The organism is Alcaligenes sp. GW821-FHT11D07, from assembly GCF_058808495.1.
In genome coordinates this window covers 603,993-627,402 of the sequence record NZ_JBXART010000002.1, presented here as the reverse complement: position 1 = coordinate 627,402, position 23,410 = coordinate 603,993, and the positions used below count along the sequence as shown (strand labels likewise).

At 56.8% G+C, this 23,410-nt stretch carries 21 protein-coding genes; 11 read left to right on the top strand and 10 right to left on the bottom strand.

What is annotated here, in order from left to right; translation table 11 throughout:
* Position 1 precedes the first annotated feature (1 nt).
* The 6 genes from AC1RSM_RS11475 to AC1RSM_RS11450 all read right to left on the bottom strand — a co-directional run bounded on the left by AC1RSM_RS11475 (position 2) and on the right by AC1RSM_RS11450 (position 8,651).
* On the bottom strand, positions 2-1,495 hold the full coding sequence (locus AC1RSM_RS11475; RefSeq protein WP_492932595.1) for a UdgX family uracil-DNA binding protein: 1,494 nt from the start codon (positions 1,493-1,495) through the stop codon (positions 2-4).
* A 56-nt stretch (positions 1,496-1,551) separates the two neighbouring features.
* On the bottom strand, positions 1,552-2,757 hold the full coding sequence (locus AC1RSM_RS11470) for a putative DNA modification/repair radical SAM protein (RefSeq protein WP_492932593.1): 1,206 nt from the start codon (positions 2,755-2,757) through the stop codon (positions 1,552-1,554).
* A gap of 171 nt (positions 2,758-2,928) precedes the next feature.
* A complete protein-coding gene (gene pdeM / locus AC1RSM_RS11465) occupies positions 2,929-3,591 on the bottom strand; it encodes a ligase-associated DNA damage response endonuclease PdeM (RefSeq protein WP_492932591.1) in 663 nt (220 codons plus the stop codon).
* Positions 3,575-6,034 (bottom strand): ligase-associated DNA damage response DEXH box helicase, encoded by a 2,460-nt coding sequence (locus AC1RSM_RS11460; protein WP_492932589.1) that lies wholly within the window; start codon positions 6,032-6,034, stop codon positions 3,575-3,577. The genes pdeM and AC1RSM_RS11460 overlap by 17 nt, the downstream gene beginning before the upstream one ends.
* A complete protein-coding gene (locus AC1RSM_RS11455; protein WP_492932587.1) occupies positions 6,031-7,635 on the bottom strand; it encodes an ATP-dependent DNA ligase in 1,605 nt (534 codons plus the stop codon). The genes AC1RSM_RS11460 and AC1RSM_RS11455 overlap by 4 nt, the downstream gene beginning before the upstream one ends.
* Before the next feature lie 17 nt (positions 7,636-7,652).
* The gene (locus AC1RSM_RS11450) at positions 7,653-8,651 is read right to left on the bottom strand and encodes a ligase-associated DNA damage response exonuclease (protein WP_492932585.1); all 999 of its coding nucleotides are present in this window, start codon (positions 8,649-8,651) and stop codon (positions 7,653-7,655) included.
* A gap of 269 nt (positions 8,652-8,920) precedes the next feature.
* On the opposite strand from AC1RSM_RS11450, the gene AC1RSM_RS11445 reads away from it, so the two are divergent.
* Positions 8,921-10,306 (top strand): alpha,alpha-trehalose-phosphate synthase (UDP-forming), encoded by a 1,386-nt coding sequence (locus tag AC1RSM_RS11445; RefSeq protein WP_492932583.1) that lies wholly within the window; start codon positions 8,921-8,923, stop codon positions 10,304-10,306.
* Here AC1RSM_RS11445 and otsB read toward each other — a convergent pair.
* Both otsB and AC1RSM_RS11435 read right to left on the bottom strand, forming a co-directional pair.
* Positions 10,293-11,048 (bottom strand): trehalose-phosphatase, encoded by a 756-nt coding sequence (otsB, locus tag AC1RSM_RS11440; protein WP_492932581.1) that lies wholly within the window; start codon positions 11,046-11,048, stop codon positions 10,293-10,295. The genes AC1RSM_RS11445 and otsB overlap by 14 nt on opposite strands.
* Positions 11,049-11,114: 66 nt before the next feature.
* Entirely contained in the window at positions 11,115-11,390 is a 276-nt protein-coding gene (locus AC1RSM_RS11435) for a hypothetical protein (RefSeq protein WP_492932579.1), read from the bottom strand.
* A 338-nt stretch (positions 11,391-11,728) separates the two neighbouring features.
* Here AC1RSM_RS11435 and AC1RSM_RS11430 point away from each other — a divergent pair, with 338 nt between their 5' ends.
* The 5 genes from AC1RSM_RS11430 (at position 11,729) to AC1RSM_RS11410 (ending at position 15,329) form a co-directional block, all read left to right on the top strand.
* Positions 11,729-12,772, top strand: coding sequence for an acyl-CoA dehydrogenase family protein (locus tag AC1RSM_RS11430; RefSeq protein ID WP_492932577.1), 1,044 nt, complete (start codon positions 11,729-11,731; stop codon positions 12,770-12,772).
* The gene (locus AC1RSM_RS11425) at positions 12,760-13,521 is read left to right on the top strand and encodes a PIG-L deacetylase family protein (protein WP_492932575.1); all 762 of its coding nucleotides are present in this window, start codon (positions 12,760-12,762) and stop codon (positions 13,519-13,521) included. The genes AC1RSM_RS11430 and AC1RSM_RS11425 overlap by 13 nt, the downstream gene beginning before the upstream one ends.
* The gene (locus AC1RSM_RS11420; RefSeq protein ID WP_492932573.1) at positions 13,518-14,102 is read left to right on the top strand and encodes a class I SAM-dependent methyltransferase; all 585 of its coding nucleotides are present in this window, start codon (positions 13,518-13,520) and stop codon (positions 14,100-14,102) included. The genes AC1RSM_RS11425 and AC1RSM_RS11420 overlap by 4 nt, the downstream gene beginning before the upstream one ends.
* On the top strand, positions 14,099-14,764 hold the full coding sequence (locus AC1RSM_RS11415) for a glycosyltransferase family 2 protein (RefSeq protein ID WP_492932571.1): 666 nt from the start codon (positions 14,099-14,101) through the stop codon (positions 14,762-14,764). The genes AC1RSM_RS11420 and AC1RSM_RS11415 overlap by 4 nt, the downstream gene beginning before the upstream one ends.
* 106 nt (positions 14,765-14,870) lie before the next feature.
* Complete coding sequence (locus AC1RSM_RS11410; protein ID WP_492932569.1) at positions 14,871-15,329, top strand: hemerythrin domain-containing protein; 459 nt, start codon at positions 14,871-14,873, stop codon at positions 15,327-15,329.
* A 180-nt stretch (positions 15,330-15,509) separates the two neighbouring features.
* Here the strand turns inward: AC1RSM_RS11410 and AC1RSM_RS11405 are convergent, their stop codons facing one another.
* Both AC1RSM_RS11405 and AC1RSM_RS11400 read right to left on the bottom strand, forming a co-directional pair.
* Positions 15,510-17,030, bottom strand: a complete 1,521-nt coding sequence (locus AC1RSM_RS11405; protein ID WP_492932567.1) for a fumarate hydratase — start codon at positions 17,028-17,030, stop codon at positions 15,510-15,512.
* Positions 17,031-17,069: 39 nt separating this feature from the next.
* Positions 17,070-17,837, bottom strand: coding sequence for a crotonase/enoyl-CoA hydratase family protein (locus AC1RSM_RS11400; RefSeq protein ID WP_492932565.1), 768 nt, complete (start codon positions 17,835-17,837; stop codon positions 17,070-17,072).
* A gap of 371 nt (positions 17,838-18,208) precedes the next feature.
* Between AC1RSM_RS11400 and glyQ the strand changes: the two genes are divergently transcribed.
* From glyQ to AC1RSM_RS11375, 5 genes are read left to right on the top strand one after another with little or no spacing between them, the layout of a single operon-like run.
* Complete coding sequence (gene glyQ, locus AC1RSM_RS11395; RefSeq protein WP_492932563.1) at positions 18,209-19,114, top strand: glycine--tRNA ligase subunit alpha; 906 nt, start codon at positions 18,209-18,211, stop codon at positions 19,112-19,114.
* Positions 19,114-21,246 (top strand): glycine--tRNA ligase subunit beta, encoded by a 2,133-nt coding sequence (gene glyS / locus AC1RSM_RS11390; RefSeq protein WP_492932561.1) that lies wholly within the window; start codon positions 19,114-19,116, stop codon positions 21,244-21,246. The genes glyQ and glyS overlap by 1 nt, the downstream gene beginning before the upstream one ends.
* Positions 21,246-21,785: a D-glycero-beta-D-manno-heptose 1,7-bisphosphate 7-phosphatase gene (gene gmhB / locus AC1RSM_RS11385; RefSeq protein WP_492932559.1), complete on the top strand. Its 540-nt coding sequence runs from the start codon at positions 21,246-21,248 to the stop codon at positions 21,783-21,785. Before glyS ends, gmhB begins: the two co-directional genes overlap by 1 nt.
* Position 21,786: 1 nt before the next feature.
* Positions 21,787-22,536 carry a lysophospholipid acyltransferase family protein gene (locus tag AC1RSM_RS11380; protein ID WP_492932557.1) on the top strand — a complete coding sequence of 250 codons (750 nt, stop codon included), beginning with the start codon at positions 21,787-21,789 and terminating at the stop codon, positions 22,534-22,536.
* Positions 22,502-23,383 (top strand): M48 family metallopeptidase, encoded by an 882-nt coding sequence (locus AC1RSM_RS11375; protein ID WP_492932555.1) that lies wholly within the window; start codon positions 22,502-22,504, stop codon positions 23,381-23,383. The genes AC1RSM_RS11380 and AC1RSM_RS11375 overlap by 35 nt, the downstream gene beginning before the upstream one ends.
* The last annotated feature ends 27 nt before the right edge of the window (positions 23,384-23,410 follow it).

Here is a 23,410-nt window from a genome sequence, read left to right as displayed (position 1 = left end):
TCTAAGCCCCCTCCCCGTCCCGAGCACTCTGCAGTTGTTGTGCCATTGCAAGCGCTCGGGCAATACCCTTTATGATTTCCTCACTCTCGGCCGCATTCCCGACTCGTAACGCGTAGGAAGGATGCCAGGTCGCAATCACCCAAGACTGCCCCCAGCGCACAGGCTTCGCCAGATGGCTTTGCAGGCGCACCTTTGGCCCAAGTAGCGCGGACAAGGCGGTGGCCCCCAAGGTCACAATCACGGACGGTTGCACACGCGCCACTTCCTCCTGCAACCAGTGCCCGCAAGCCTGCACTTCCGTGGGTGAGGGCGAGACATGCAAGCGCTGCTTGCCGCGGGCTTTCCATTTGAAATGCTTGACGGCATTCGTCAAAAAAACGGTTTCACGCGCGATACCAGCCCGTTGCAGAGCCTGATCCAACACCTGACCCGCAGGCCCAACGAATACACGGCCGGCCAGATCCTCGTAATCTCCCGGCTGCTCACCAATCAGCATCAAACCTGCATGGGCAGGCCCTTCCCCCGCCACCACTTGCGTGGCGTGCTCCCATAAACCGCAACGGCGACATGCCTCCAGTGATGAGGGCATGGTGCGCTGAGGTAAGGCTCGCTGGGCATCAACAGCCACCAGCTTGCCGGGCATTTGAGCAATCGAGCTGAACTGGCCGACACGTCGAGCACCATTGCGCGCTTCGCTGACCATGGCCGGAATCAATGCGGCCTCGGGCAGCCCCTTCCAGAACCGCACTGGCATGCTTTGCTGCATGGCCGTTTCATTCAGACGGGCGGGGTTGAAAATACTTTGGTAGTAGCGCAACCACAAGGCTTCCACCTGATCTTCGGATGGCCCTGCACGTAGTGCCGCCAAATCCTCGGGCGCATCCAGATACTGCAAATCCTGACCATTCCACAGTGCTACCCTATGCGGCGTCGCAATGCACCAGCTCGCCTTGCCCATGCGCCCTGCAAAATGCTCCGCCACCCACTCCAGCACATCGTGGGCAGGCTCAAACCAGGCCCAATACTCCGGCAGGCTCCCCTCCTGGCCACGGCGAAACCGGACGTAGGCAATCATGTCGTGCTTTTCTCGCCGCACAGCTTTGGCCATGGCGTATAAACGGGCACCGTCTTCGTCAGCAACAGATTCCACGCTGCGATCCCCCTGCTGCCAGCGCCACAGCACCCGATACAACAAAGCCCAACGCTCGGCAGTACGGCACAAGGCGGCGTTACGCAACAACTCACTCAGCGTTTTCGAGATGCGAATAATAGGCAGGCGAGGAAGCGCCTCAGCTGGGGGTTCCTGCAAGGCGGCCAAGTGCGGCGAAGCCGGAAGGGGCTGCGCATAGTCCAGACCTATCTGGCTGGCCTGATCCCCGGGCTCCGTGGCCTGCTCCGTCCAATTCAGCCATTCTGGTGGCCAACCAGCGGCCAAGGCACGCAACGCTTGCTTACGCCAGCCTGCATAGCCACCTTCAACCCGTAGCGTATGCATAGTGGGCTGATCAGCGCCTGTCCCCAGTGAAGGCCATACAAGGCTATTAGCCGGACTCATAACAGGCTCAACTGCTCAGGGTTTGTTGAGAGCATTCGCCGCAACTTTTCAGAAGGCGGCTCGGCCAAGCCGGGCCGATAATCCTGCACCACGACAAAGGGCTGGAGGATCTTCATGGAGCAACGCAAACGGATCAAATCTTGATAACGAATGGCCCGCAATTGTCGTAGCTCCACCAGACGCTTGGCATTGCGTATTCCTATCCCCGGAACCCGGGCGATCAGGCGCTCTGGTGCCCGATTCAGATCCAGTGGGAACACCGCCCGGTTAGCCAGCGCCCAGGCCAGCTTGGGATCAATGTCCAAAGGCAAATCGCCACTGGCTTGGAAAAGTTCCTCTGCCCGAAAGCCATAGCTACGCAGCAAGAAATCGGCCTGATACAAGCGATGCTCACGCAACAGTGGCGGAGGCTGGGCCGGCAACGCCGACGAACTATCTGGTATAGGACTGAACGCGGAGTAATACACCCGCTTGAGTTTGTAGGCGCCATACAGATTCTGCGCCGTTTGCAAGATATTGCGGTCGTCCGCAGCATCCGCCCCCACAATCATCTGCGTACTTTGGCCCGCAGGCACTTTGGGCCGCTTTTCCTCTAGCGCGTGTTCTTGAGCCAGACGGATCACCCCCATCGCCCGCTTGATCGTGTGCCCGCTTTTCTCAGGAGCCAAGCGATGCAGCCCGTCATCTGTAGGAAGCTCGATATTGACGCTTAAGCGGTCTGCATACTGCCCGGCAAGCGTGATCAGCCTAGGGTCCGCATCAGGAATAGTTTTAAGGTGAATGTAGCCACGAAAAAGATGGTCTTCGCGCAAGGAGCGCGCTACCTCCACCAAATTTTCCATGGTGTAGTCCGAGCTGCGTATGATGCCCGAGCTTAGAAACAGGCCGTCTATATAATTGCGCCGATAAAAATCCAGCGTCAGGTCTACGACTTCCCGCGGCCTGAAACGCGCCCGAGGAACATTGCTGGACCGCCGGTTCACGCAATACAGGCAGTCGTACTGACAAAAGTTGGTTAGCAGTATCTTGAGCAGCGATACGCATCGCCCATCCGGGGTAAAGCTATGGCAAATACCGGCCCCCGTGCTGGCACCCAAGCCGTTGCGCCCACGGGAGTCCCGTTTGGGCGCACCACTGCTGGCGCAGGAGGCGTCATATTTTGCCGCGTCCGCCAGGATCTCGAGTTTTGTTGATAGCTGCATGCCAGTTAACTGTATATAAAAACAGTATTATACCGACAATAACTTCTGCAGCATCAAGCGCTTAGTCTTAAGTTGTATCCATCAGCAAACGCCCGGTAAATAAGCGCTGTCTGTTTAGCGACCTGCCCGGAATCCTTCACAAAGCACTGAAGGCCGCCACTGTCTATCAGGCTACCGGCCCCTGGAAGTCACTACCAGCGCTGTGTCGACACAAGCGACCAAGGTTTCGCCCCGCTCAGGTTTGGCCAAGACCCCGCCCGTAAAATCCGAGAAAGCTGGCAAAATAGCCAAGCCGGGTTTGAGCCAAAATGCTGGCCAGCTGCGTGGCACTCCCTTTAAGCGGACCTTAGGATGTACGTGCCCTGCAATAACATGCAGCCCTTGCTTGCTAAGCTGCGGCAAATGCTGAAAAAGAAAGGGGCCATCTTGTACTTGTTCGCCCAGAATACGAACGTCCAGAGCCGCTTTACTTAAAGCGCGGTCGTGATTGCCCGCCAAAACGGCCAAATCGACATCCTGATGTTGATCACGCCAGTTGTGCCAAATCGCCAACAGGGCCGGATGCGGAGCAGGACCATGCAAGACGTCACCCACCACCCACACAGTGCGCGCACCGCTAAGGGTTAGCAAATCAGATAGACGTTGCAGGTCCCCTTCCGTAGTCCCCTGCGGCACCGGAATCCCTGCTTGGCGAAACACATGGTCTTTGCCCAAATGCAGATCCGCAATAATCAGGCGTTCGCGTGCGGGCCAATACAAAGCACGGTCACCCAGCAGCACCATGGCCTCTCCCGCCATGTCCATAGACAGCCTGTCATCAGTCAAAGCGTGCATAGCGCGTCTCCAATTGCTCTGCAGCGCGTTTTACCCGAGCCTGCCAGGTCTCCGTACTCAACTGTCCGCGCAGGCTTTCAGTCCACAGCGGAAAAGATAGCGGGGTCAGCGCAGCGGGCCTGCACAATATCAGTTCGCGGCTCTCACAGGCGTGCAGCGCAGCGTCCAGGCGCGGGGCTTCCAATTGGTACTCCAAAACCTCTTGTTGAGCCTGCGCCAACAAAATATGGCCAGGGTCATAGCGCACCAGAACATCGTAGAGCAGGCCGCTGGACGCCTGTATTTGGCGCAAAGATCGGGGAGCACCACCGGGCAAAGAAGGAGTCAGCAAGCCGGCCACACGAGCAATTTCACGAAAATGCCGTCTTGCTAACTCGCCCAGATTCACACCTTCCCGCAAATCCTCTTGCGAGCCCTGCGGGCTAAGTAATTGTTTGAGCAAATGGGCATCAAGAGGAGCGGCTTGAGCCAGGTTCAGCACCAGCCCGTAATCGTTAACCGCAAAAGAAAAAGTATTGGCCTGCAGACGCCCCCAGCGCAAAGCCACCATGGCAGCCATGCCTTCATGCACCGCTCTACCTGCAAAGGGGTAAAGAAAAAGGTGCATGCCTCGTTTGGTGACGATATGTTCGGCCACTAAACGGTCTGACTGCGGCAAGGCGCTAGCCTGAGCCTGAATACTCAACAGCCGTTCCACCGCCTTCATTTCTGGGTGCTTGCCCGGAGCGGTAAACAGACGCTCGACCGACTGCGCCAAGGCCGTTGACAGCGGCATACGACCACCCTGCCAACTGGCTACCGCACCGTCCCCTCCTTTGGCGCGACGCACATAGGCCACCATTCCTTCCAGGCGCACCAACTGCAGAGTTCGGCCAGCAAACTGGAACAGGTCTCCTGGGCGCAGTCGGGCTAAAAAACTCTCTTCCACGGAGCCCAAGCCGCCCCCTCGTAGGAACTTGACCGACACAGCGCCATCAGCCGAAATCGTCCCGATAGACAAACGGTGACGCATGGCCTGCCGCCTGTCCTGTACCCGATACCAACCCTGCTCATCAGGCTGTACGCGGTGAAACTCCGGATAGTTACTCAGGGCATTGCCACCCTGCACAATGAAATCCAGCACTGCATTCCAGGTAGATACATCCAGATCCGCGTAAGCATGCGTGCCCCGAACTTCCTGAAAAAGTGCATCGGCTTGAAATCCACCGCCCAAAGCCAGGGTCACCGCATGCTGGGCCAATACATCCACACAGCCGCGCAAGGCGGGACGCGACTCGATCTGCCCCCGAGCAATAGCGTCACGGGCAGCCGCATACTCAATCAACTCCAGCGCCTGTGCCGGCACGCAGATCACGTGGCCCGCCTCGCCCGGCCTATGCCGGGACCGGCCTGCCCGCTGCAACAGGCGCGCCACACCTTTGGGGCTGCCTAATTGCAACACCTGATCGACCGCCGGGAAATCCACTCCCAGGTCCAGGCTGGACGTCGCCACCACGCAGCGAATACTTCCCTCTCGCAAACCTTGTTCAGCGGCAGCCCGCAAGGCCGGGTCCAGCGAGCCATGATGCAAAGCCAACGTAGCGGGGGCTTCTTGCCAAATGGACGCCAAGGCCCGGTGCCACAATTCCGCCTGCGCTCGCGTATTCGTAAATAGCAAGCTGGAGCGCACAGCGAAAAGCTGCTGATACACCCGAGCCAATTGCGATAACCCGAGATTACCGGCCCAGGGCAAAGAGCCATTTTTGGGCGGCATCAAGGTCTGGATGCGTATGGTTCGCGGCTTGACGCCCGCCACCAGAGCGCTATCTGGCGCATGTGGCAACAGCACATCACGGGCCTCCAGCAAATTGCCCAACGTAGCCGACAAGCCCCAGGTTCTTACGGCGGGTGACAGGCTACGCAAGCGAGCCAAACTGAGCTGCAGCAGCACCCCGCGCTTATTACCCAGCAACTCATGCCACTCGTCCACCACGATGCAACGCAAGGCCTGGAAACGCAAAGAGGCGTCTGCATAGGACAGCAATAAAGACAACGACTCCGGTGTGATCACCAGCACATCGGCTTTACCTTGGCGAGCCAACCTTTTATCTCTGGCGCTGGCATCGCCAGTACGCGAGGCTACTGTCCAATCCAAGCCCAGTTCCAAAGCCGTACGCGTCAGGCTACGGGCAGTATCGGCAGCCAGGGCACGCAACGGAGTGACCCACAAAACACGGGGGCCTGAACCGGCGGCCTTGCGAACAGATGTGCCCTCTTGCAAGGCTTCCAGGCAAGGTCCACCGAACGCGGCCAGAGTTTTACCGCTGCCGGTGGGCGTATGAATCAAGCCGGACTCCCCGCGCAAATACCGTCTCCAAGCTTCGCGTTGAAAGCTGGCAGGCTTCCAGCCTTGTTCTTCAAACCAGGCTTTAAGCGGGGCATCCCAAGAAGCACGTGTACTCATCGCGCCAAAGCCTGCAAGGTAGACAATTGATCGGCCTGCTCTGCTGGCTTGTCGTGACGCCAGCGCAAAATGCGCGGAAAGCGAACGGCAATACCGGATTTATGCCGCTTGGAAATATTCACCCCTTCAAACCCCAGCTCGAACACCTGAACCGGGTCCACCGAGCGCACCGGACCAAAGCGCTCGCGGGTGTGGGCGCGCAACCAGCGATCCAGCTGCAAAATTTCCTTGTCATCCAAGCCTGAATAGGCTTTGGCGATGGGCACCAACACATCGCCATCCCATAAACCAAAGGTGTAATCCGTGTAGAGCGAACTGCGCCTGCCATGACCTGCCTGCGCATACAGCAGCACAGCATCAATGCTTAAAGGGTCCACTTTCCATTTCCACCAGTCCCCTCGTCGCCGCCCGCTGCGATAAGGAGCATCACGCCGTTTAAGCATCAAGCCTTCCACGCCAAGCTCCCGGGACTGCTCACGCAAGGCTGCAGCCTGCTCCCAATCAACTGCGTCCAGCAAGGGAGAGGCCATGAGCCGGCTATCGGCATTTTCGTGAAGCAAAGCCTCCAGCTTTTGCCGACGTTCGGCTTGGGGGCGGTCTCGCAAATCCTCGCCCTCCAGTTCCAGCAGATCGTAGACCAGCAGCCGCACCGGGGCTTCCTTAAGCCACTTCGGGCCGGGTTTAAGCCGCTGTATTCGGGTCTGCAAGGCTGAAAACGGCAAAGGCATAGGCTCTTGCCCCTGCCAAGCCAACAGCTCCCCATCCAGCACGCAGTGGCGGCTCATCGCTGCAGCAGCTGCTTCCAGCTCAGGAAAGCGGCCGTCCAGACGCTCCTCCCCGCGCGACCACAAGGCCACACCATCAGGACGCCGGATCAATTGGACGCGTATGCCGTCCCACTTCCACTCAATCAACCAGTCGCCAATCGGGCCCAGTTCAGAGGCCGATACCTCCAGCGGAGAAGCCAGGTAAAAGGGATAAGGTTGTTGACTGTCGCCCGGCAAAGCCGACTGGCTGAGCAGGTCTCTGAAGAAAGAGACACTGGGTACCCAGGCACCCAACATGCGCTGCGCAATCAAGGAGATCGGCACCTGCGACATTTCGGCCAAAGCCTGTTGCACGGTACGCTGGGACACGCCAACGCGCAAAGCCCCTGTCAGTAATTTATTGAATACCAGCCGTTCGTCAAAGGACAAAGTCTTCCAGGCCGCCATGATGACCTCGCCGCGCTCACTGACTTCGCGGTTGGCAATGGGGATCAGGACCGTTTCTATCCATTCGGCCAAGCTGCGATCCTCTTCGCTCGTTTTGTCCCCTGGCACCAGAAGCGCCAAGGTTTCAGCAAGATCCCCCACCTGCTCATAGCATTCCTCGACCAGCCAAGGGGCAACGCCGGACACGTCAGCCACCCAGGCTCGCATCTCGGTGGAGCTGGCAATTTTCTGACGAGCATGCGAGATCTTGCCTCCGGAAAGAAGGTACAAAGCCCAGACAGCATCCTGCTCCGGTGCCTGCTCAAAGTACGCAATCAGGGCCGCCCGTTTGTCCAGAGTGGCTGTGCTTCGATCCAACTCCTGATACAGCGCCGCAAAACGCTTCATAGCTGTTTGCTCCTGCCTTAGTCGTCTTCACCATATTGCGTCATCAAGGTTTCGGCCTGGATACCTTGCTCGATCAGGGTTTTGACCAGCGCACGGGTGTCGCCGTGCGTGGCGATCACCCGCCCTGCCCCTGTTTGCTGAATAGTGCGCAATAAATCGGGCCAATCTGCGTGATCGGACACCACAAAACCCCGATCCATATTGCGCCGCCTGCGGTTCCCCCTAAGCAGCATCCAGCCAGAGGCAAAAGCGTGCTGAGCCTTGCCAAAACGCCTGAGCCAGGTGCTACCGGAAGCGGAAGGCGGCGCCATGACCAATTTGCCGGCAAAATCGGCTTTGCGCCCAGGCTCATCCATCTCGCTGACCAAAACCGTCTCGGGCAGAGAGATTCCAGCCTGTCTATAGACCTGAACACCGGACGCAATCGCTCCGTGCAGGTAAACGGGCTCATCCAGAAAAGGGAGCAGATGGGCCAGGACGCGCTGCGCCTTGCCCAGGGCATAGCAGTAAACAATGGCTGCCTCGCCACGCTGCGCGCAATGCTCACGCCATGCCGCTATATCGCGGGCGACCTCGTGGGTATCAGGCCAACGGTAAATGGGTAAACCAAAGGTGCATTCCGTGATGAAGGTGTCACAGGCAAGCACCTCAAAGGGCTCGCACGTTGGGTCCGCTTGACGCTTGTAGTCGCCAGAGACTACCCACACCTGCCCGTCAACTTCAATACGCACCTGAGCCGAGCCCAGTACATGACCGGCCGAGTGCAACGACACCCAGGCTTCGCCCAGCTTGAAGGGTTCACCGTACTGATGCTCGACGTAATCCTGCTCGCCCAGCCGCCATTGCAAAATAGGCAGGCCTTGGGCTGTAGTGTGATAACGCCCCATACCCCGCCGGGCATGATCGCCGTGGCCATGGGTGATGACAGCGGTAGCCACTGGCTGCCAGGGGTCAATATAAAAATCGCCCTTAGGGCAATACAAACCTTCCTGTCTTAGTTGCACGACATCGATCATGGTCTTGCCCTCGCGGACTGCATATCGCCCTAGCATATAGCTGATTTGAAGCCAGAATATGTCGCTAATAGTTAAGCTTTGTGCCCAGGAAAATAATCCCTGAACGAATACCCGCCAGGAAAGCCTATTTAAACGGCATGAATCATGATCTTTATTTCAAATACTTACGCCATTCACGCTGGGGATCACTGATCATGAAATATCAGGATTGAAAGTCAGCGAGTTAATTTCTTCATCTGCCTTATTTTTTCCTTCAAATTGAGAGGCACATGAGCAAGATCGTTTTAGTTTCGAATCGAGTGGCGTCGCTGGTAGAGGGCAAACCCTCTGCAGGCGGCTTGGCTATCGCTGTGCTGGAAGGGCTGCAAGGCGAGACCTGTCTGTGGATGGGCTGGAACGGAAAAATCGATCGTGGACATGAAGCAGAATCGCTAGAGCATGGGCGGATTGGCTCTTTAGATACGCTAACCTGGCCCTTGTCACAGCGGGATTACGACGGGTTTTACCGGGGCTTCACAAATTCAGTTATTTGGCCTGCATTTCATTATCGTCTGGACCATATTCGATTTAAGCGAGAGGACTTCCAGTCCTATTTACGCGTCAATCAGATTTTTGCGAAACGCTTATCCGAGCACATTTCCAAAGATGATGTGATCTGGGTACACGACTATCACTTCATGCATTTAGCGCAGTTTTGCCGTGCGCTAGGCATGAAGAACAAGATTGGTTTTTTTCTGCACATCCCCTTTCCCCCACCCAGCACCTTTAGTGCTATTCCTGTACACCGTGAATTGTCACAAGCCTTGTCTGCCTATAATTTGCTCGGTTTTCAAACAGAGGCTGACGTGCAAGCGTTTAGTGATTACCGCAACACAGTTACGAGCCCCGCTAAAGATCCCATGCCGTCCGGACTCGAAACAGCAAGTGGGCCAATACCCCAAGTAGGTGCGTATCCCATCAGCATCGATTTCTCCTCCACCATCAAAGATATGGAGCTGGCTCAGAAGAAAAGAACCATGAGCCGTATACAAAAGGAGTTTGGGGAAAATCAGCTAATTATTAGTGTGGACCGACTCGATTACACGAAAGGCATTGTCGAGCGCCTGAACGGATACGAAGAGTTCCTGCGCTTAAATCCCAAAAGTCGAGGCGCTGTCAGCCTGGTACAGATATCTCCGCCCTCTCGCACCGATGTACATGGATATAGCCAGATTCGGCATGAAATCGAGCAACTGACCAGCCAGATCAATGGCAAATGGGCAGAGCCATCCTGGATGCCCATTAACTACATCAATCGCAGTTTTGATCGCCCCACGCTGCTGGCTTTCTTTCGACGTTGTGACATTGGACTGGTGAGTTCGCTACGAGACGGGATGAATCTGGTCGCCAAAGAATATGTGACCGTCCAATGTCCGGAAGATCCGGGCGTGCTGATTTTGTCGGAATTTACCGGGGCGGCGCAGGAGCTGCACGTGGGCGCTCTGCTCATCAACCCCTACGATAAAAGTGCCGTAGCCGAGGCGATTGCTCAGGCTCTGTCTATGACGCGGGAAGAGCGTCAGGAGCGACATGCCGCCATGATGCAAGTCCTGCAAAAAAACAATTTGCAGACCTGGAAACAACGCTTCATGAACGATTTGCTCAGCCCGTCCTGAGCGTAGCCAGCCACTGCGATAGAAAAGGCAGCAAGTCTTGCTGGCATGCCAAGGATAAGGCAGCAGCAGATGGCTCAGGGCCAATTTTTACGCCTAGCCCGCCCAGGGCTTGTACCTGCAAGAATGCGTACTCATCAGTGACGTCATCCCCAAAAACCACAGGAAACCCGCCGCGAAATGGCCTGCTTTCCAGGAGGGTACGCAAGGCAGTGCCCTTATCCACCCCGGTCTGCTTGATCTCAAAAACCATTTTTCCGTGCAGACCCATCATCTGGGAATAAGCGCTCAAAAGACGCTCTCCCAAATCGCAGACTTGTGCCTGAAACTGAGGGGCCGACCGATAGTGAATTGCAATGCCAAAGCGCTTGTGCTCCACCCAAACACCGGGCAGCGCCTCTATGCCTGCCTGAGCGTGCTCATATAGGGCCTGGACCTCTGGGCCGATCTCAGGCGTGGACGCGATGCTGCCGTCATGACGGCGGATTGTGGCACCATGCTCTGCCGCAATGGCGAAGGGGCGGGAAAGAAGCAAATGCTCCGCTTCATGAAGTGGCCGGCCTGTCAGGATACCCAAGGCCCCATCCAGCTTCACAGACAAAGCATCAAGCGCCGCCAACATGGCGGGCGCTATCTGTACCTGACTGGCATGAGCTGCAATGGGAGCCAAGGTTCCATCAATATCGAAAAAGACAGCTGTTGGCTTTGAGCACAGCAACAGTTGCTCAAGGGTCGAGTTAGCCATAGGCCTGTTTCTGCCCCTCCAAGACCTGCCACAGCGGCCCTTCTCAAGCAGCTGCGCTAAGCATCACTAGTCATTTAATAGTTTGATCAAGGCCGCCTGGTGTCCTAGACGCATCTCCAGCGCTCGACGTCCCTCTTCGGTCAAGGCCGCTATCAGGGGAGCAGGGAAAGGGGAAGGCGTCTGCGTAGTCTGTGGAATGGCTTCAACCAGCCCGAGTGACTGCAGTTTATCGAAGATGGCCTGTTTTTTATGCCAGGGGGTTTGACGTAATCGCACGAGCTCAAGCGTTTGCCAGATGCTTGGATTGAGCTGCGGCATGGTGTTGCTTTGAAGTTGTGTCATACAAGGCCCTTATTAAGACCACAAACAAATACTTTTTATTTCAACACTTAAGTTCTGAATAGTATCTAGCCTACTACCATACACCGTAAAAATGTACAGAATATTTCAGCCTGTACATATATTGTCATTTCAGCGCCTATATCGGAACTGTTTTTTTTGGATACAGTACGGCGGGTTAACGTGCTTGTGGCAAATAGCGCTTCATGCAATGGTAGGCTTGCGCTGCGCAAACGTCGTAGACTTATTCTTTTCATTCAAGGAACTTAGGCACATATAGCGCCCAGAAGCGGGCAATACCTTCTGACTAGCCCAATCTAACCAGACAGGAGACCGACCAGATGGACACGCAGACGCGGACAAGTACAGCAGCCAGTGCTGCTGCCAGTATTAGGGACCGCTATATAGCGAAAGGTCACACCAGCCATCTGAGCGCCCTGAAAAGCCTGCTTCAACGTAGCGAATCGCTGCCTTTGCCCGGCGCGGGCGACACCCTTAAACGATGGCATGATCTGGCGGCAATCGCGGCCATCGATCTTAGCTGCGCCAAGCTGTTTGAAAGCCATCACGATGCGCTGGCCATCTTGCACGAGCTGGGAGAGCAAGCTCTCATCCAGGACAAGGCGCTCTGGGCCGTCTGGTGTGCCGAGCCGCCTAGCCACAAAGTCCATTTAGGCGATCATCCTGAACTGCCCAGGGCTGTCTACGTCCAAGGCGTCAAGGCATGGTGCTCCGGCGCCGATGCCGTAAGCCATGCGCTGATCAGTTGCTGGGACCAGAACGACGAACCCTGTCTGGTCGCCGTTGATATGGATCAGGATGCCGTCTCGGTAGGGTCCGAGGGTTGGCATGCCGTCGGGATGGCCCATACCGATAGCGTCGACGTCACCTTCGATTCCGCGCTAGGCACACGGGTGGGTGAAGCGGGTAGCTACATCCAGCGGCCCGGATTCACACATGGTGCGGCGGGTGTGGCTGCCTGTTGGTTTGGGGCCGCCGGTGCCATCGCTCATTATGTTCTGGAGCAAGCCCGCCGACGCCCCGATGATGAACACCTGCTGGCCCACTTGGGCACCATAGACGTCGCACTCAAACAGGCTGCCTGCCTGCTATCCAGTGCTGCCAGTCAAATTGATGACATACCTGAAGACAGCTGTGAACTCGCCGTTCAACGGGCGCGTCTGGCAGTCGAGTTCGCAGTGGAAACGGTGCTGCGTCGCGCGCCACGGGCGCTGGGCGCCGGTCCCTTATGCAAGAACGCCCATCTGGCCCAATTGTTTGCCGATCTGCCCGTGTTTCTGCGCCAAAGCCATGCTGAACGTGACTTGTCCGCCCATGGCAGAACCTTGCTTAAGACCCAGGAGCAAGCGCTATGGGAGCTCTAAGGCCAGATCGCCTCATAGAGGGCAATGGAACCCCCGAACACGAATGGCAAGCCTGGATGGAACGTCATCCCTTGCCAGTCCTGAACGTAGACGAGTTCATCTCCCGCACTCACACCGTGCACATTGTGGCCCCCCATCCCGATGATGAGGTACTTAGCTGCGCCGGTCTGATCCAGCAATTGGGCAAGCGCGGCATTAACGTTCAGATTTGGGCGGTCACCGACGGCGAGGCCAGCCATGAAGCCAGCTGCGAACGCCCCTCGGCTCAATTAGCTGAAATTCGTACCCAGGAAAGCCTGCGTGCTTTGTCCATGCTGCATCCTGACATCCTGCGCGACCGTTTAGGAATACCTGACGGAGGCGTATCACAAGCACAAACCCAGCTTGAAATACAGTTGCGAAAACGCTTCAATCCGGGGGACACCGTCATTGCGCCTTGGCATCTGGATGGCCACCCTGACCACGAGGCCGCATCCCGCGCCAGTCATGCTGCGGCTCGGCAACAAGGCTGTCAATTCCTGGAAGTTCCTATTTGGGGATGGCATTGGGCTCAGCCCGATGAGCCGCGATTCCCTGCTCAACGCGCGTTCCAAATCGAACTGACTCCTTTGGAGCAACACCTGAAATCCAGGGCAATACAGCAATTTCAAAGTCAGTTGCTGCCCGACCCTGTTTCAGGCAAAGCGGCGATCTTGCCAGACTTTGCTTTGGCGCGCCTTGAACGCCCTTACGAGGTGCTGTTCCGATGACTGACTTTGAAGCCCTTTATCAAACTCATCGGGATCCCTGGAATGTCCGTTCGTCCTGGTATGAACGGCGCAAGCGGGACATCGTGCTGGCGTGTCTGCCGCGTCAGTCCTATGGCAAGGCTCTGGAACTGGGTTGCGGCACAGGGGAGCTGAGCATAGGGCTAGCACAGCGTTGCAAACAGCTTTGTGCCATCGACCTGTCCCCTACGGCTTTAAACCGTTGCCAGGCGGCTCTGTCAGAAGCGCAGATCAGCCATGTACATCCTCAACTCATGCAAGTGCCAGACAACTGGCCGGCAGATACGCAGGCCAATGTTGAACTGATCGTCGTGTCAGAACTGGCTTACTACCTGCGCCCCCCGGACTTCGATCGATTGCTGGAGCGATGTATGGATTCGCTGGCACCGCAAGGCGAATGGCTCATGTGCCATTACCTGCCGGACTTTCATGATCGCTTGCAGGACACCGTTGGGATGCATCAACGCATCACAGAGCGCTGCAATGCGACCCATGTGACAAGCCATCGGGATGAGCTGTTTCAACTGGATATCTGGCGTAAGCCCGGGCAAGGAAAAGCATGATAGGCATCTGTATTCCCGCTCACAACGAAGATCAATACATTGCGGCCTGCCTGCACTCGGTCGTAAAAGCGGCAGCGCATCCCGGTCTGGATGGTGAGCCTGTGAAAATTATTGTTGTTCATGACACTTGCTCGGATGCCAGCGCGGCCTTGGCCAGCGCCTGGCCCGTAGAGCAATTACATGTTCAGTTCAGAAACGTAGGTTTAGCCCGAGCCGCCGGTGCCCGCCAACTCATACAAAGCGGCGCCCGCTGGCTCGCTTTCACGGATGCCGACAGCACAGTCTCGGCAAGCTGGCTGGTAGATCAGTTGGCGCTTCAAGCACAAGTGGTGTGCGGCACGGTAGAGGTGGACGACTGGTCCAGTCATGGCAAATTTGCGGAGCGCGCCAAAGCGTCTTTTCTGAAGGGCTACCAGGACCGGGACGGCCACCGCCATGTTCACGGGGCAAATCTAGGCATAGATGCCGCAGTCTACGAGCAGGTAGGCGGCTTTGAAGCCCTGGCCTGTAGCGAAGACCAGGCCCTGGTGGACAAGCTGGTTTTGTCTGGCGCGAGTATCGCCTGGTCTGCCCGACCCAGAGTGTGTACCAGCGCCCGCCCCATCTCCCGTGTAGAGGGCGGTTTTGCCACGACACTACGCCGGACATGGTCAGACACCTAGTCCCTCTTTTGCAGCAAGCCGTACCGACCCACTTTAGCCATGAGACATTCAGTCTCATGATCTGCGCACAGCGAGCCGTACCCAACTGTTGTTAAGGAGAATGCTGATGGCCATCACGATTTACGAGGCGCTTCGACAGAGCCATGAAGTACAACGCTCACTCTGTAGGCGCTTGCTACGAGCCACTCCAGAAAGTGGCAAGCGTGAATCTATCCTTAAGGAGCTCAGGGTCGAGTTGGCAGCCCATGCTGCTGCTGAGGAACGGTATCTGTACGCCCCCATTTTGATGGATGATATGGGGCTGAACTCATCCCGGCATGCACTGGCCGAGCACCACGAAATTGATGAATGCGTGGAGGACTTGAGCAAAGCTGATTATGAAGGCGGCAGTTGGCATGCCAAGGCCAAACAGTTATCTCACATCGTGCATCATCACCTGAAGGAAGAAGAATCCAAGTTCTTTCAAGTGTCAGGAAAGATACTGAGCGAGGCACAAAAGACAAAACTCGCCAAACAGTACCTTTCGGACTACGAGCGCATGAAGATCAAACTTGCCCAAACCTAAGTTTTGGGCGAGTAGCTCTGCCCCCTGTCCGGCACGTCCAAGGCAGGGGCAGATCGCACAAAAAAACCCGCGTTTTGTCTGATTGAGTACGAAGGAGAACGCTGTCTCTTCATTCAATCAAAGCAAAATGCGGGTTTTGCACTTCACGCTCCGGGGGCGATAAGCCCCTGAAGCGACTGTTTAGACAGCGACCAAAGAGATCTCTGCAATGCGCTTGCGCCACTCAGCTGGGCCGGTGTTGTGCACGGAGACACCTTGCGAGTCTACCGCCACTGTCACGGGCATATCCTTGACCTCGAATTCGTAAATCGCTTCCATGCCCAGGTCTTCAAACGCCACCACTTCCGCTTTGCGAATCGCTTTGGACACCAGGTAAGCCGAACCGCCCACCGCCATCAGGTAAGCCGATTTGTGCGCACGAATAGCTTCGATGGCCACCGGGCCACGTTCTGCCTTGCCGATCATGGAAATCAGACCCGTTTTGGACAGCATCATGTCTGTGAACTTATCCATGCGGGTTGCCGTGGTTGGACCTGCTGGACCGACTGCTTCGTCACCCACAGGGTCCACCGGGCCCACGTAGTAAATAACGCGATTGGTGAAATCCACAGGCAGGGACTCGCCTTTTTCCAACATGTCCTGAATGCGCTTGTGAGCAGCATCACGGCCCGTCAACATCTTGCCCGACAAGAGCAAGGTCTGACCGGGTGTCCAGGAAGCCACCTCTTCAGGCGTCAGGGTGTCCAGATTCACCTGGCGGGATTTGTTGTAATCCGGTGCCCAGTGAATGTCAGGCCAGGCCGACAGCGGTGGCGGGGCCAATTCGGCAGGGCCCTTGCCATCCAGCGAAAAGTGCACGTGACGGGTCGCCGCACAGTTAGGGATCATGGCAACAGGCTTGGAAGCCGCGTGGGTTGGGAAGGTGTTGATCTTCACATCCAGCACAGTCGTCAAACCACCCAAGCCTTGAGCGCCAATACCCAGAGCATTGACCTTCTCGTACAGCTCGATACGCAGCTCTTCCAGCTTGCTTTGCGGGCCACGTTGCAGAAGCTCGTACATATCGATGTCTTCCATCAGGGCTTCTTTGGCCATCAACATGGCTTTTTCGGCCGTGCCACCAACGCCAATACCCAGCATGCCGGGAGGACACCAGCCTGCACCCATCGTAGGAACAGTCTTGAGCACCCAATCAACCAGAGAATCGCTGGGGTTGAGCATCACAAATTTGCTCTTGTTTTCCGAACCGCCGCCCTTGGCCGCAACTTGAATGTCGACCTGATCCCCAGCGATCAATTCGACATTCACAATACAGGGCGTGTTGTCGCGTGTGTTTTTACGCGTGAACAAGGGGTCATTCAGGATGGAGGCACGCAGCGGGTTATCCGGATTCAGATAACCACGACGCACCCCCTCATCACAGAGCTCCTGCAAAGAGCGCTTGGTATCAAAACGCACACCCATGCCCACTTTCAGGAATACGTTAACCACCCCAGTGTCCTGACAGATGGGGCGATGGCCCTCGGCACACATGCGCGAGTTGGTCAGGATCTGGGCAATGGCATCTTTGGCGGCCGGGTTCTGCTCGCGCTCGTAAGCGCGGGCCAGATGCTCCAGATAGTCGGTGGGATGGTAATAACTGATGAACTGCACCGCATCAGCGATGGACTGAATCAGATCGTCTTCTTTGATCGTGGTCATGGTGGCGTCTATATAAAAAACGGGATGAACAAGGGGAAACTATTTGCCCTGCCAGACAGGTTCGCGCTTTTCAGCAAAGGCGGTGGCGCCTTCTTTAGCGTCTGCAGAGGTAAAGATACCGGCGATACGGGGGCGCTGCAGATCGAACAGATCCGATTGGCGCCAGTCGCGCGACTGGGAGACGATGCTCTTGGCGGTTTGCACAGCCAATGGACCGTTAGCGGCAATCTGCGCAGCCAACTCCAAAGCCTGCTCGGTCGCTTTGCCCGGCTCCGCCAAGCGGCTGACCAAACCCAGTTCGGCCATGCGGGCTGCGGGGTACATACCGCCAGTCAGCACCATTTCCATGGCCATGTGGTAGGGAATACGGCTGGGCAAACGCACCATGCCACCCGAGCCGGGAACGATACCGCGCTTGACTTCAGGCAGGCCAAAGTTGGCGCTGTTGGCCGCCACAATCAGGTCGCAGGACAGAGCAATTTCAAAACCGCCAGCCAGGCAATAGCCTTCTACCGCCGCAATCAGGGGTTTGGCAGGTGGGCGTTCGCAAATGCCGGCGAAGCCGCGGTCGCCTACATAGGGACGCTGGCCTGTCTTGGCAAAGGCTTTCAAATCCATACCGGCGCAAAACGTATTATTCGCACCCGTCAGCACGCCCACGGCAATGCCAGGATCGGCATCGAACTCATCCAGGGCCTGGGCCAGCGCCTGGGCTGTTTCCAGGTTGATGGCATTACGCGCCTCGGGGCGATTCAAGGTAATCAACATTACCTTGCCGATACGTTCAAGCGTGACAAGTTCACTCATGGACCTAGCCTCCTTTAGACTGCTGCCCAAGACTCTGTTTCAAGATCAGGCCAGCAAATAAGCAGTATTTGGACAAACGCATATGATACGTCTAAAAACAACTTGACCGCTTGGTACTAAGAGGGCCTGCCCATGGCCCGGACGGCTCAAACATGGCCCGCCAGAGGGGAGGCAGAACGGCCAGCCCGGTTCCCTGCCAGCGGAACCGCAACAAGAAAGACGCCTGCTGTCCTAACACAGTAGAAAAAAGTGGCGTTAACGGGGCGTGACGAAGCCTTAAAAAGTCATCGCGGGCGCTTTTCTGCTGCAAGCGCGCAGTTCACGCTAAAATAGAAAAATTTTGCAGATTCTCGCTTTACTGGCCATTGCTCATGCTCACCTTTCAGCAAATCATACTTACGCTCCAGCAATACTGGGACAAGCACGGATGCGCTCTGCTTCAGCCCTACGATATGGAAGTCGGTGCCGGAACCTCTCATACGGCAACTTTTTTACGGGCCATCGGTCCCGAACCGTGGCGCGCTGCCTATGTGCAGCCTTCGCGTCGCCCCAAAGACGGGCGTTACGGGGACAACCCCAACCGCCTGCAACACTATTACCAGTTTCAGGTCGTGCTCAAGCCCGCACCTGAAAATATCCTGGACCTGTATATCGGCTCGCTAGAAGCGCTGGGTATCAATCCCAAAGCGCACGACATCCGTTTTGTTGAAGACGACTGGGAAAACCCGACACTGGGCGCCTGGGGTCTGGGCTGGGAAGTCTGGCTCAACGGTATGGAAGTCACCCAATTCACCTACTTCCAGCAAGTAGGCGGTCTGGACTGTACCCCTACCACGGGCGAAATCACCTATGGCCTGGAGCGTCTGGCCATGTATTTGCAAGGTGTGGAAAGCGTCTACGATCTGGTCTGGACCGAAGGCCACAATGGCCAGCGCATTTACTACCGCGACGTGTTCCACCAGAACGAAGTGGAGCAATCCACCTACAACTTTGAACACGCCAGCACTGAAATGCTGTTTGCGCATTTCAACGACTACGAAGCCGAAGCCAAGCGCGTCATTGACGTGCCCCTGGCCCTGCCCGCTTACGAACAGACGCTGAAAGCCGCGCACACCTTCAATATGCTGGACGCCCGTGGCGCCATCAGTGTGACTGAGCGCGCTGCTTACATTGGCCGTATCCGTAATCTGTCCCGGGCCGTAGCGCAGGCTTACTACGAATCCCGCGAACGCCTAGGTTTCCCCATGCTGAGCAACACATCTTCGGAGGCCAAGTAATGAACGCCTCTACGACACAGCCTTTGCTGATTGAACTGTTCACCGAAGAACTGCCCCCAAAAGCACTACAGCAGCTGGGTCAGGCCTTTAGCGAAGGCCTGCAAAAAGTGTTGGGCGAACACGCCCTGCTGGCACCGAACTGCGAAGTGCGTGCCTATGCCACGCCACGCCGTCTGGCCGCCTGGTTCAGCGCTGCCTACCAGCAAGCGGAAGATCAGCCGTACACCGAAAAACTGATGCCTGCGCATATTGGCCTGGATGCCAATGGTGAAATCGCACCGGCACTGGCCAAGCGCCTGGCCGCCAAAGGTCTAGAGAACGTAAAGGCCAGCGATTTGCTGCGCGAATCTGATGGCAAACAGGACTACCTGTATGCCAGCGGCATCGCCACCGGTTCTGCCCTGAAAGACGGTCTGCAAGAAGCCCTGGACTGGGCGCTTACCCACCTGCCCATCCCTAAAGTGATGCGCTATCAATTGGCCGATGGCGTCAGCAGCGTACGTTTCGTGCGCCCTGCCCACGGCTTGATCGCCCTGTGGGGTTCCGATGTGGTGCCCGTCAGCGCACTGGGTTTGCAAGCCGGTCGCCAGACTCACGGCCACCGTTTCATGTGTGACGCCCCCTTTGATATTCGCGATGCAGACAGCTGGGCCAGCCAGGTACAGGAACAAGGCCTGGTCATTCCATCCTTCGAGACTCGTCGCGAACAAATCCGGGCCGAACTGGAAGCGGAAGCCACGCGTTTGAACGCCAGCCTGGGGATTGACCCCGAAGTGGAAGCCTTGCTGAACGAAGTGACGGCGCTGGTTGAATACCCGACTGTCTACGTCGGTCAGTTTGACGAGCAGTTCCTGCAAGTGCCGTCCGAGTGCCTGATTCTGACCATGCGTTTGAATCAAAAGTATTTCCCGCTGTTTGATCCCGCCACTCAACAACTGACCAATCGCTTCCTGATCGTCAGCAATATGAAGGTGGACGATCCCAGCAACATCATCGAAGGTAATGAACGCGTGGTGCGCCCTCGTTTGGCCGACGCCCAGTTCTTCTTCGAAACCGATCGCAAACAAACCCTGGCCGAACGGGTTCCTACCCTGGCTGGCAGCGTCTACCACAACAAACTGGGTTCGCAACTGGACCGTATTGACCGCCTGCAAGCAGTGGCTGGCTACATTGCCAAGCAATTGGGCGCGAATGAAGAGCACGCACGTCGTGCCGCCCTGTTGGCCAAGGCCGACCTGAACTCCAATATGGTGGGCGAATTCCCCGAGCTGCAAGGCGTGATGGGTGCTTACTACGCCCAGGCCGATGGCGAGCCGGAAGACGTTGTTCTGGCTATTCGCGAGCAATACCGCCACCGTCTGGACCAGCCAGTTTCGGCTGCCAGCCTGACTCAAGCAATCCTGTTCCTGGCCGAACGTGCCGAGGTTCTGGTCGGTATCTGGGGCATTGGCCTGGCTCCGACAGGCGAGCGCGACCCCTATGCCTTGCGCCGTGCCGCCCTGGGCCTGATCAGCGCCTATGAACAGTTGCAAGCTGGTGCCCAGCTCAAGACCAACAGCCTGAGTCTGGATACCCTACTCAACACCACAGCGTCCTTCTTCAAAGAAGGCGTGCTGGCTGAAGATACCGTGCCTGCTGTGGAAGCCTTCATCTACGAACGCTACCGCAACCAGCTGAGCAACGATTACGAACGCAGCGTGGTTGATGCTGTATTGGCTTTACGTCCACCACTGGAACAGGTACACGCCCGTATTCAGGCCTGCGCCTCCTTTGCCCAACGCCCCGAAGCCGAAAGCCTGGCCGCCGCCAACAAGCGCGTCAGCAATCTGCTCAAAAAGGCAGAAGGCGATTTGGCCCCTCTGGACGCCAAGTTGCTGGTGGAACCCGCTGAACGCGAACTAGCTGCCAAGATTGAAGAGTTGCAACCCGTGGCCCAGGCCCAGTTTGCAGCCGGCGAGTTTGACGCCTCCCTGGCAACACTGGCTCAGGCCCGTGCTGCGGTAGACAGCTTCTTCCAGGACGTGATGGTCATGGCCGAAGATCCTGCTGTTCGTGCCAACCGCCTGGCCTTGCTGGCCAAGCTGCATGCACTGATGAACCAGGTGGCTGATCTTTCCAGGCTGGCACAGTAGTGAAACTTGCCATCATTGATCGGGACGGTGTCATCAACCATGACAGCGATGCCTTTATCAAAAGCCCGCAAGAGTGGGAGGCTATTCCAGGCAGCCTGGAGGCCTTGGCGCGCCTGACCGAAAACGGCTGGAAGGTGGTGGTGGCCACCAACCAGTCGGGCTTGGCTAGGGGCTTGTTCTCCATGAACACCCTCAATGCCATCCACGCCAAGATGCGTCGTGAGCTGGCCTTGTTAGGTGGTTTCATCGACGCCATCTTTATTTGCCCCCATGGCCCTAAAGATGGCTGCACCTGCCGCAAGCCGGCCGCCGGCATGTTTCACGACATTGGCCATCGCTATGAAGTGAACTTGCAAACCGTCCCTTCAGTGGGCGATTCCTTGCGCGACTTGCAAGCGGCCAGTGCAGCGGGTTGTGCGCCCTGGCTGGTGCAAACCGGCAAAGGCATGCGCACCTTGGAAAAAGGCGGTTTGCCTGAAGGCACGCGCGTTCAGGCTGATCTGGCGGCAGTTGTCGATCAATGGCTACACGGAAACTGATATGGGCATTATCCGCGCTTCACTCTATCAACTCTTTTTGTTGATCACCGTTATCCCCTACGCCTTTGTGTGTGTGCTGATCGCACCTTTGCCATTGGACCTGCGCTATCGCTTTACCGTGGGCTGGCCTCGTCTGGCGGTGTGGGGAGCGAAAAACATTTTGGGCATACGCTGGCAGACCAAAGGCTGGGAAAACCTGCCAGATGGCAAGGCCATCATCCTGTCCAAGCACCAGTCGGCCTGGGAAACGCTGTTCTTTCCCGCCTATATGCCGCGTCAGGTCTGCTTTGTTTACAAGCGCGAACTGCACAAAGTGCCGTTCTTTGGCTGGGGCCTGGCCTTGCTGCGCATGATCCCGATTGACCGTGCCAAAGGCCGCGATGCCTTTGAACAAGTCGTTAAAATCGGGCAACAGCGTATTAATGAGGGGCGCTGGCCTTTGCTGTTCCCCGAAGGGACCCGTACCGCTCCTGGTTCTACAGGGCGCTACAAATTGGGCGGAGCCTTGCTGGCCAGTCGCACCAACACCCCTGTTATTCCTGTCGCACATAATGCGGGCGAATGCTGGCGTCGTAATGCCTTTATCAAGACGCCGGGTCTGGTTACTATCTCCTTTGGTCCTCCCATTGATCCTGCCGGGCTGACCCCTGAAGAACTGAACCAGCGCGTACAGACATGGATTGAAACCGAAATGCGCGTCTTGAACCCGGAACGCTATGACGGTCCCCCCACAACTGGCCCTGTTTCCTGACACGGCCTTTCCCCACCCGGCGCAGCGGCCCGCAAAGCAGCCCGCCGGTTCGGTCTTGCCACCTCAACGTGCATTGACGGTACGGCCAGACACGCTGCCTGAGGGCGTACAGTGGCAGCAAATCGAGCTGGATGGTCACGCAATCGGCTACCAGCTCAAACGCTCCCGACGCCGCACCCTGGGCTTGACCATTAATGACAGCGGCCTGACGGTCGCCTTGCCTTCTTGGGTCAAGCTCAGTCAGGCCGAACAGGTACTGCACACAAAAAGCGCCTGGATTCTGCGCAAGCTGCGCGAGTATCAGCAACGTCGCGAACAGTTGGCCTTAAACACCTTAAGTTGGGTCGATGGCGATACCCTGCCCTTTATGGGCGTGCCCATCCGATTGAGCCTGAATCCGCAGATTCAGCAAGTGCACTTTGAAGGTCAGATACCCCAGCCGCAAAACGGCCAACGGCTGTCTTTGCCTTTGCCTCTGGATGCGGAACCGCTACGTGTTCAGGAATTGACGCAATCCTGGCTACAGAAACAGGCCAGGCACTGGTTTGAACAGCGCCTTCAACACTATCTGAATCTGTCTGGCCTGCATGCCAGCAAACTGCGCCTGGCAGCGCCAGCTAAACGATGGGGTTCCTGCAATAGTGACGGCACGATTATGCTGAACTGGCGCCTGATACACTTTCACCCATCCATTATTGATTACGTCGTTGCTCACGAAGTCGCGCATCTGCAAGAGATGAATCACGGCCCACGTTTCTGGACCTTGGTCGAATCGCTCTACCCTGATTTTGTTCAGGCGCGCAATCAGCTACGACAATATGATCCAGGCACCCTGCCCCTGCTTTAAGGCAGGCTGAACTCTAGGAGCTCTACC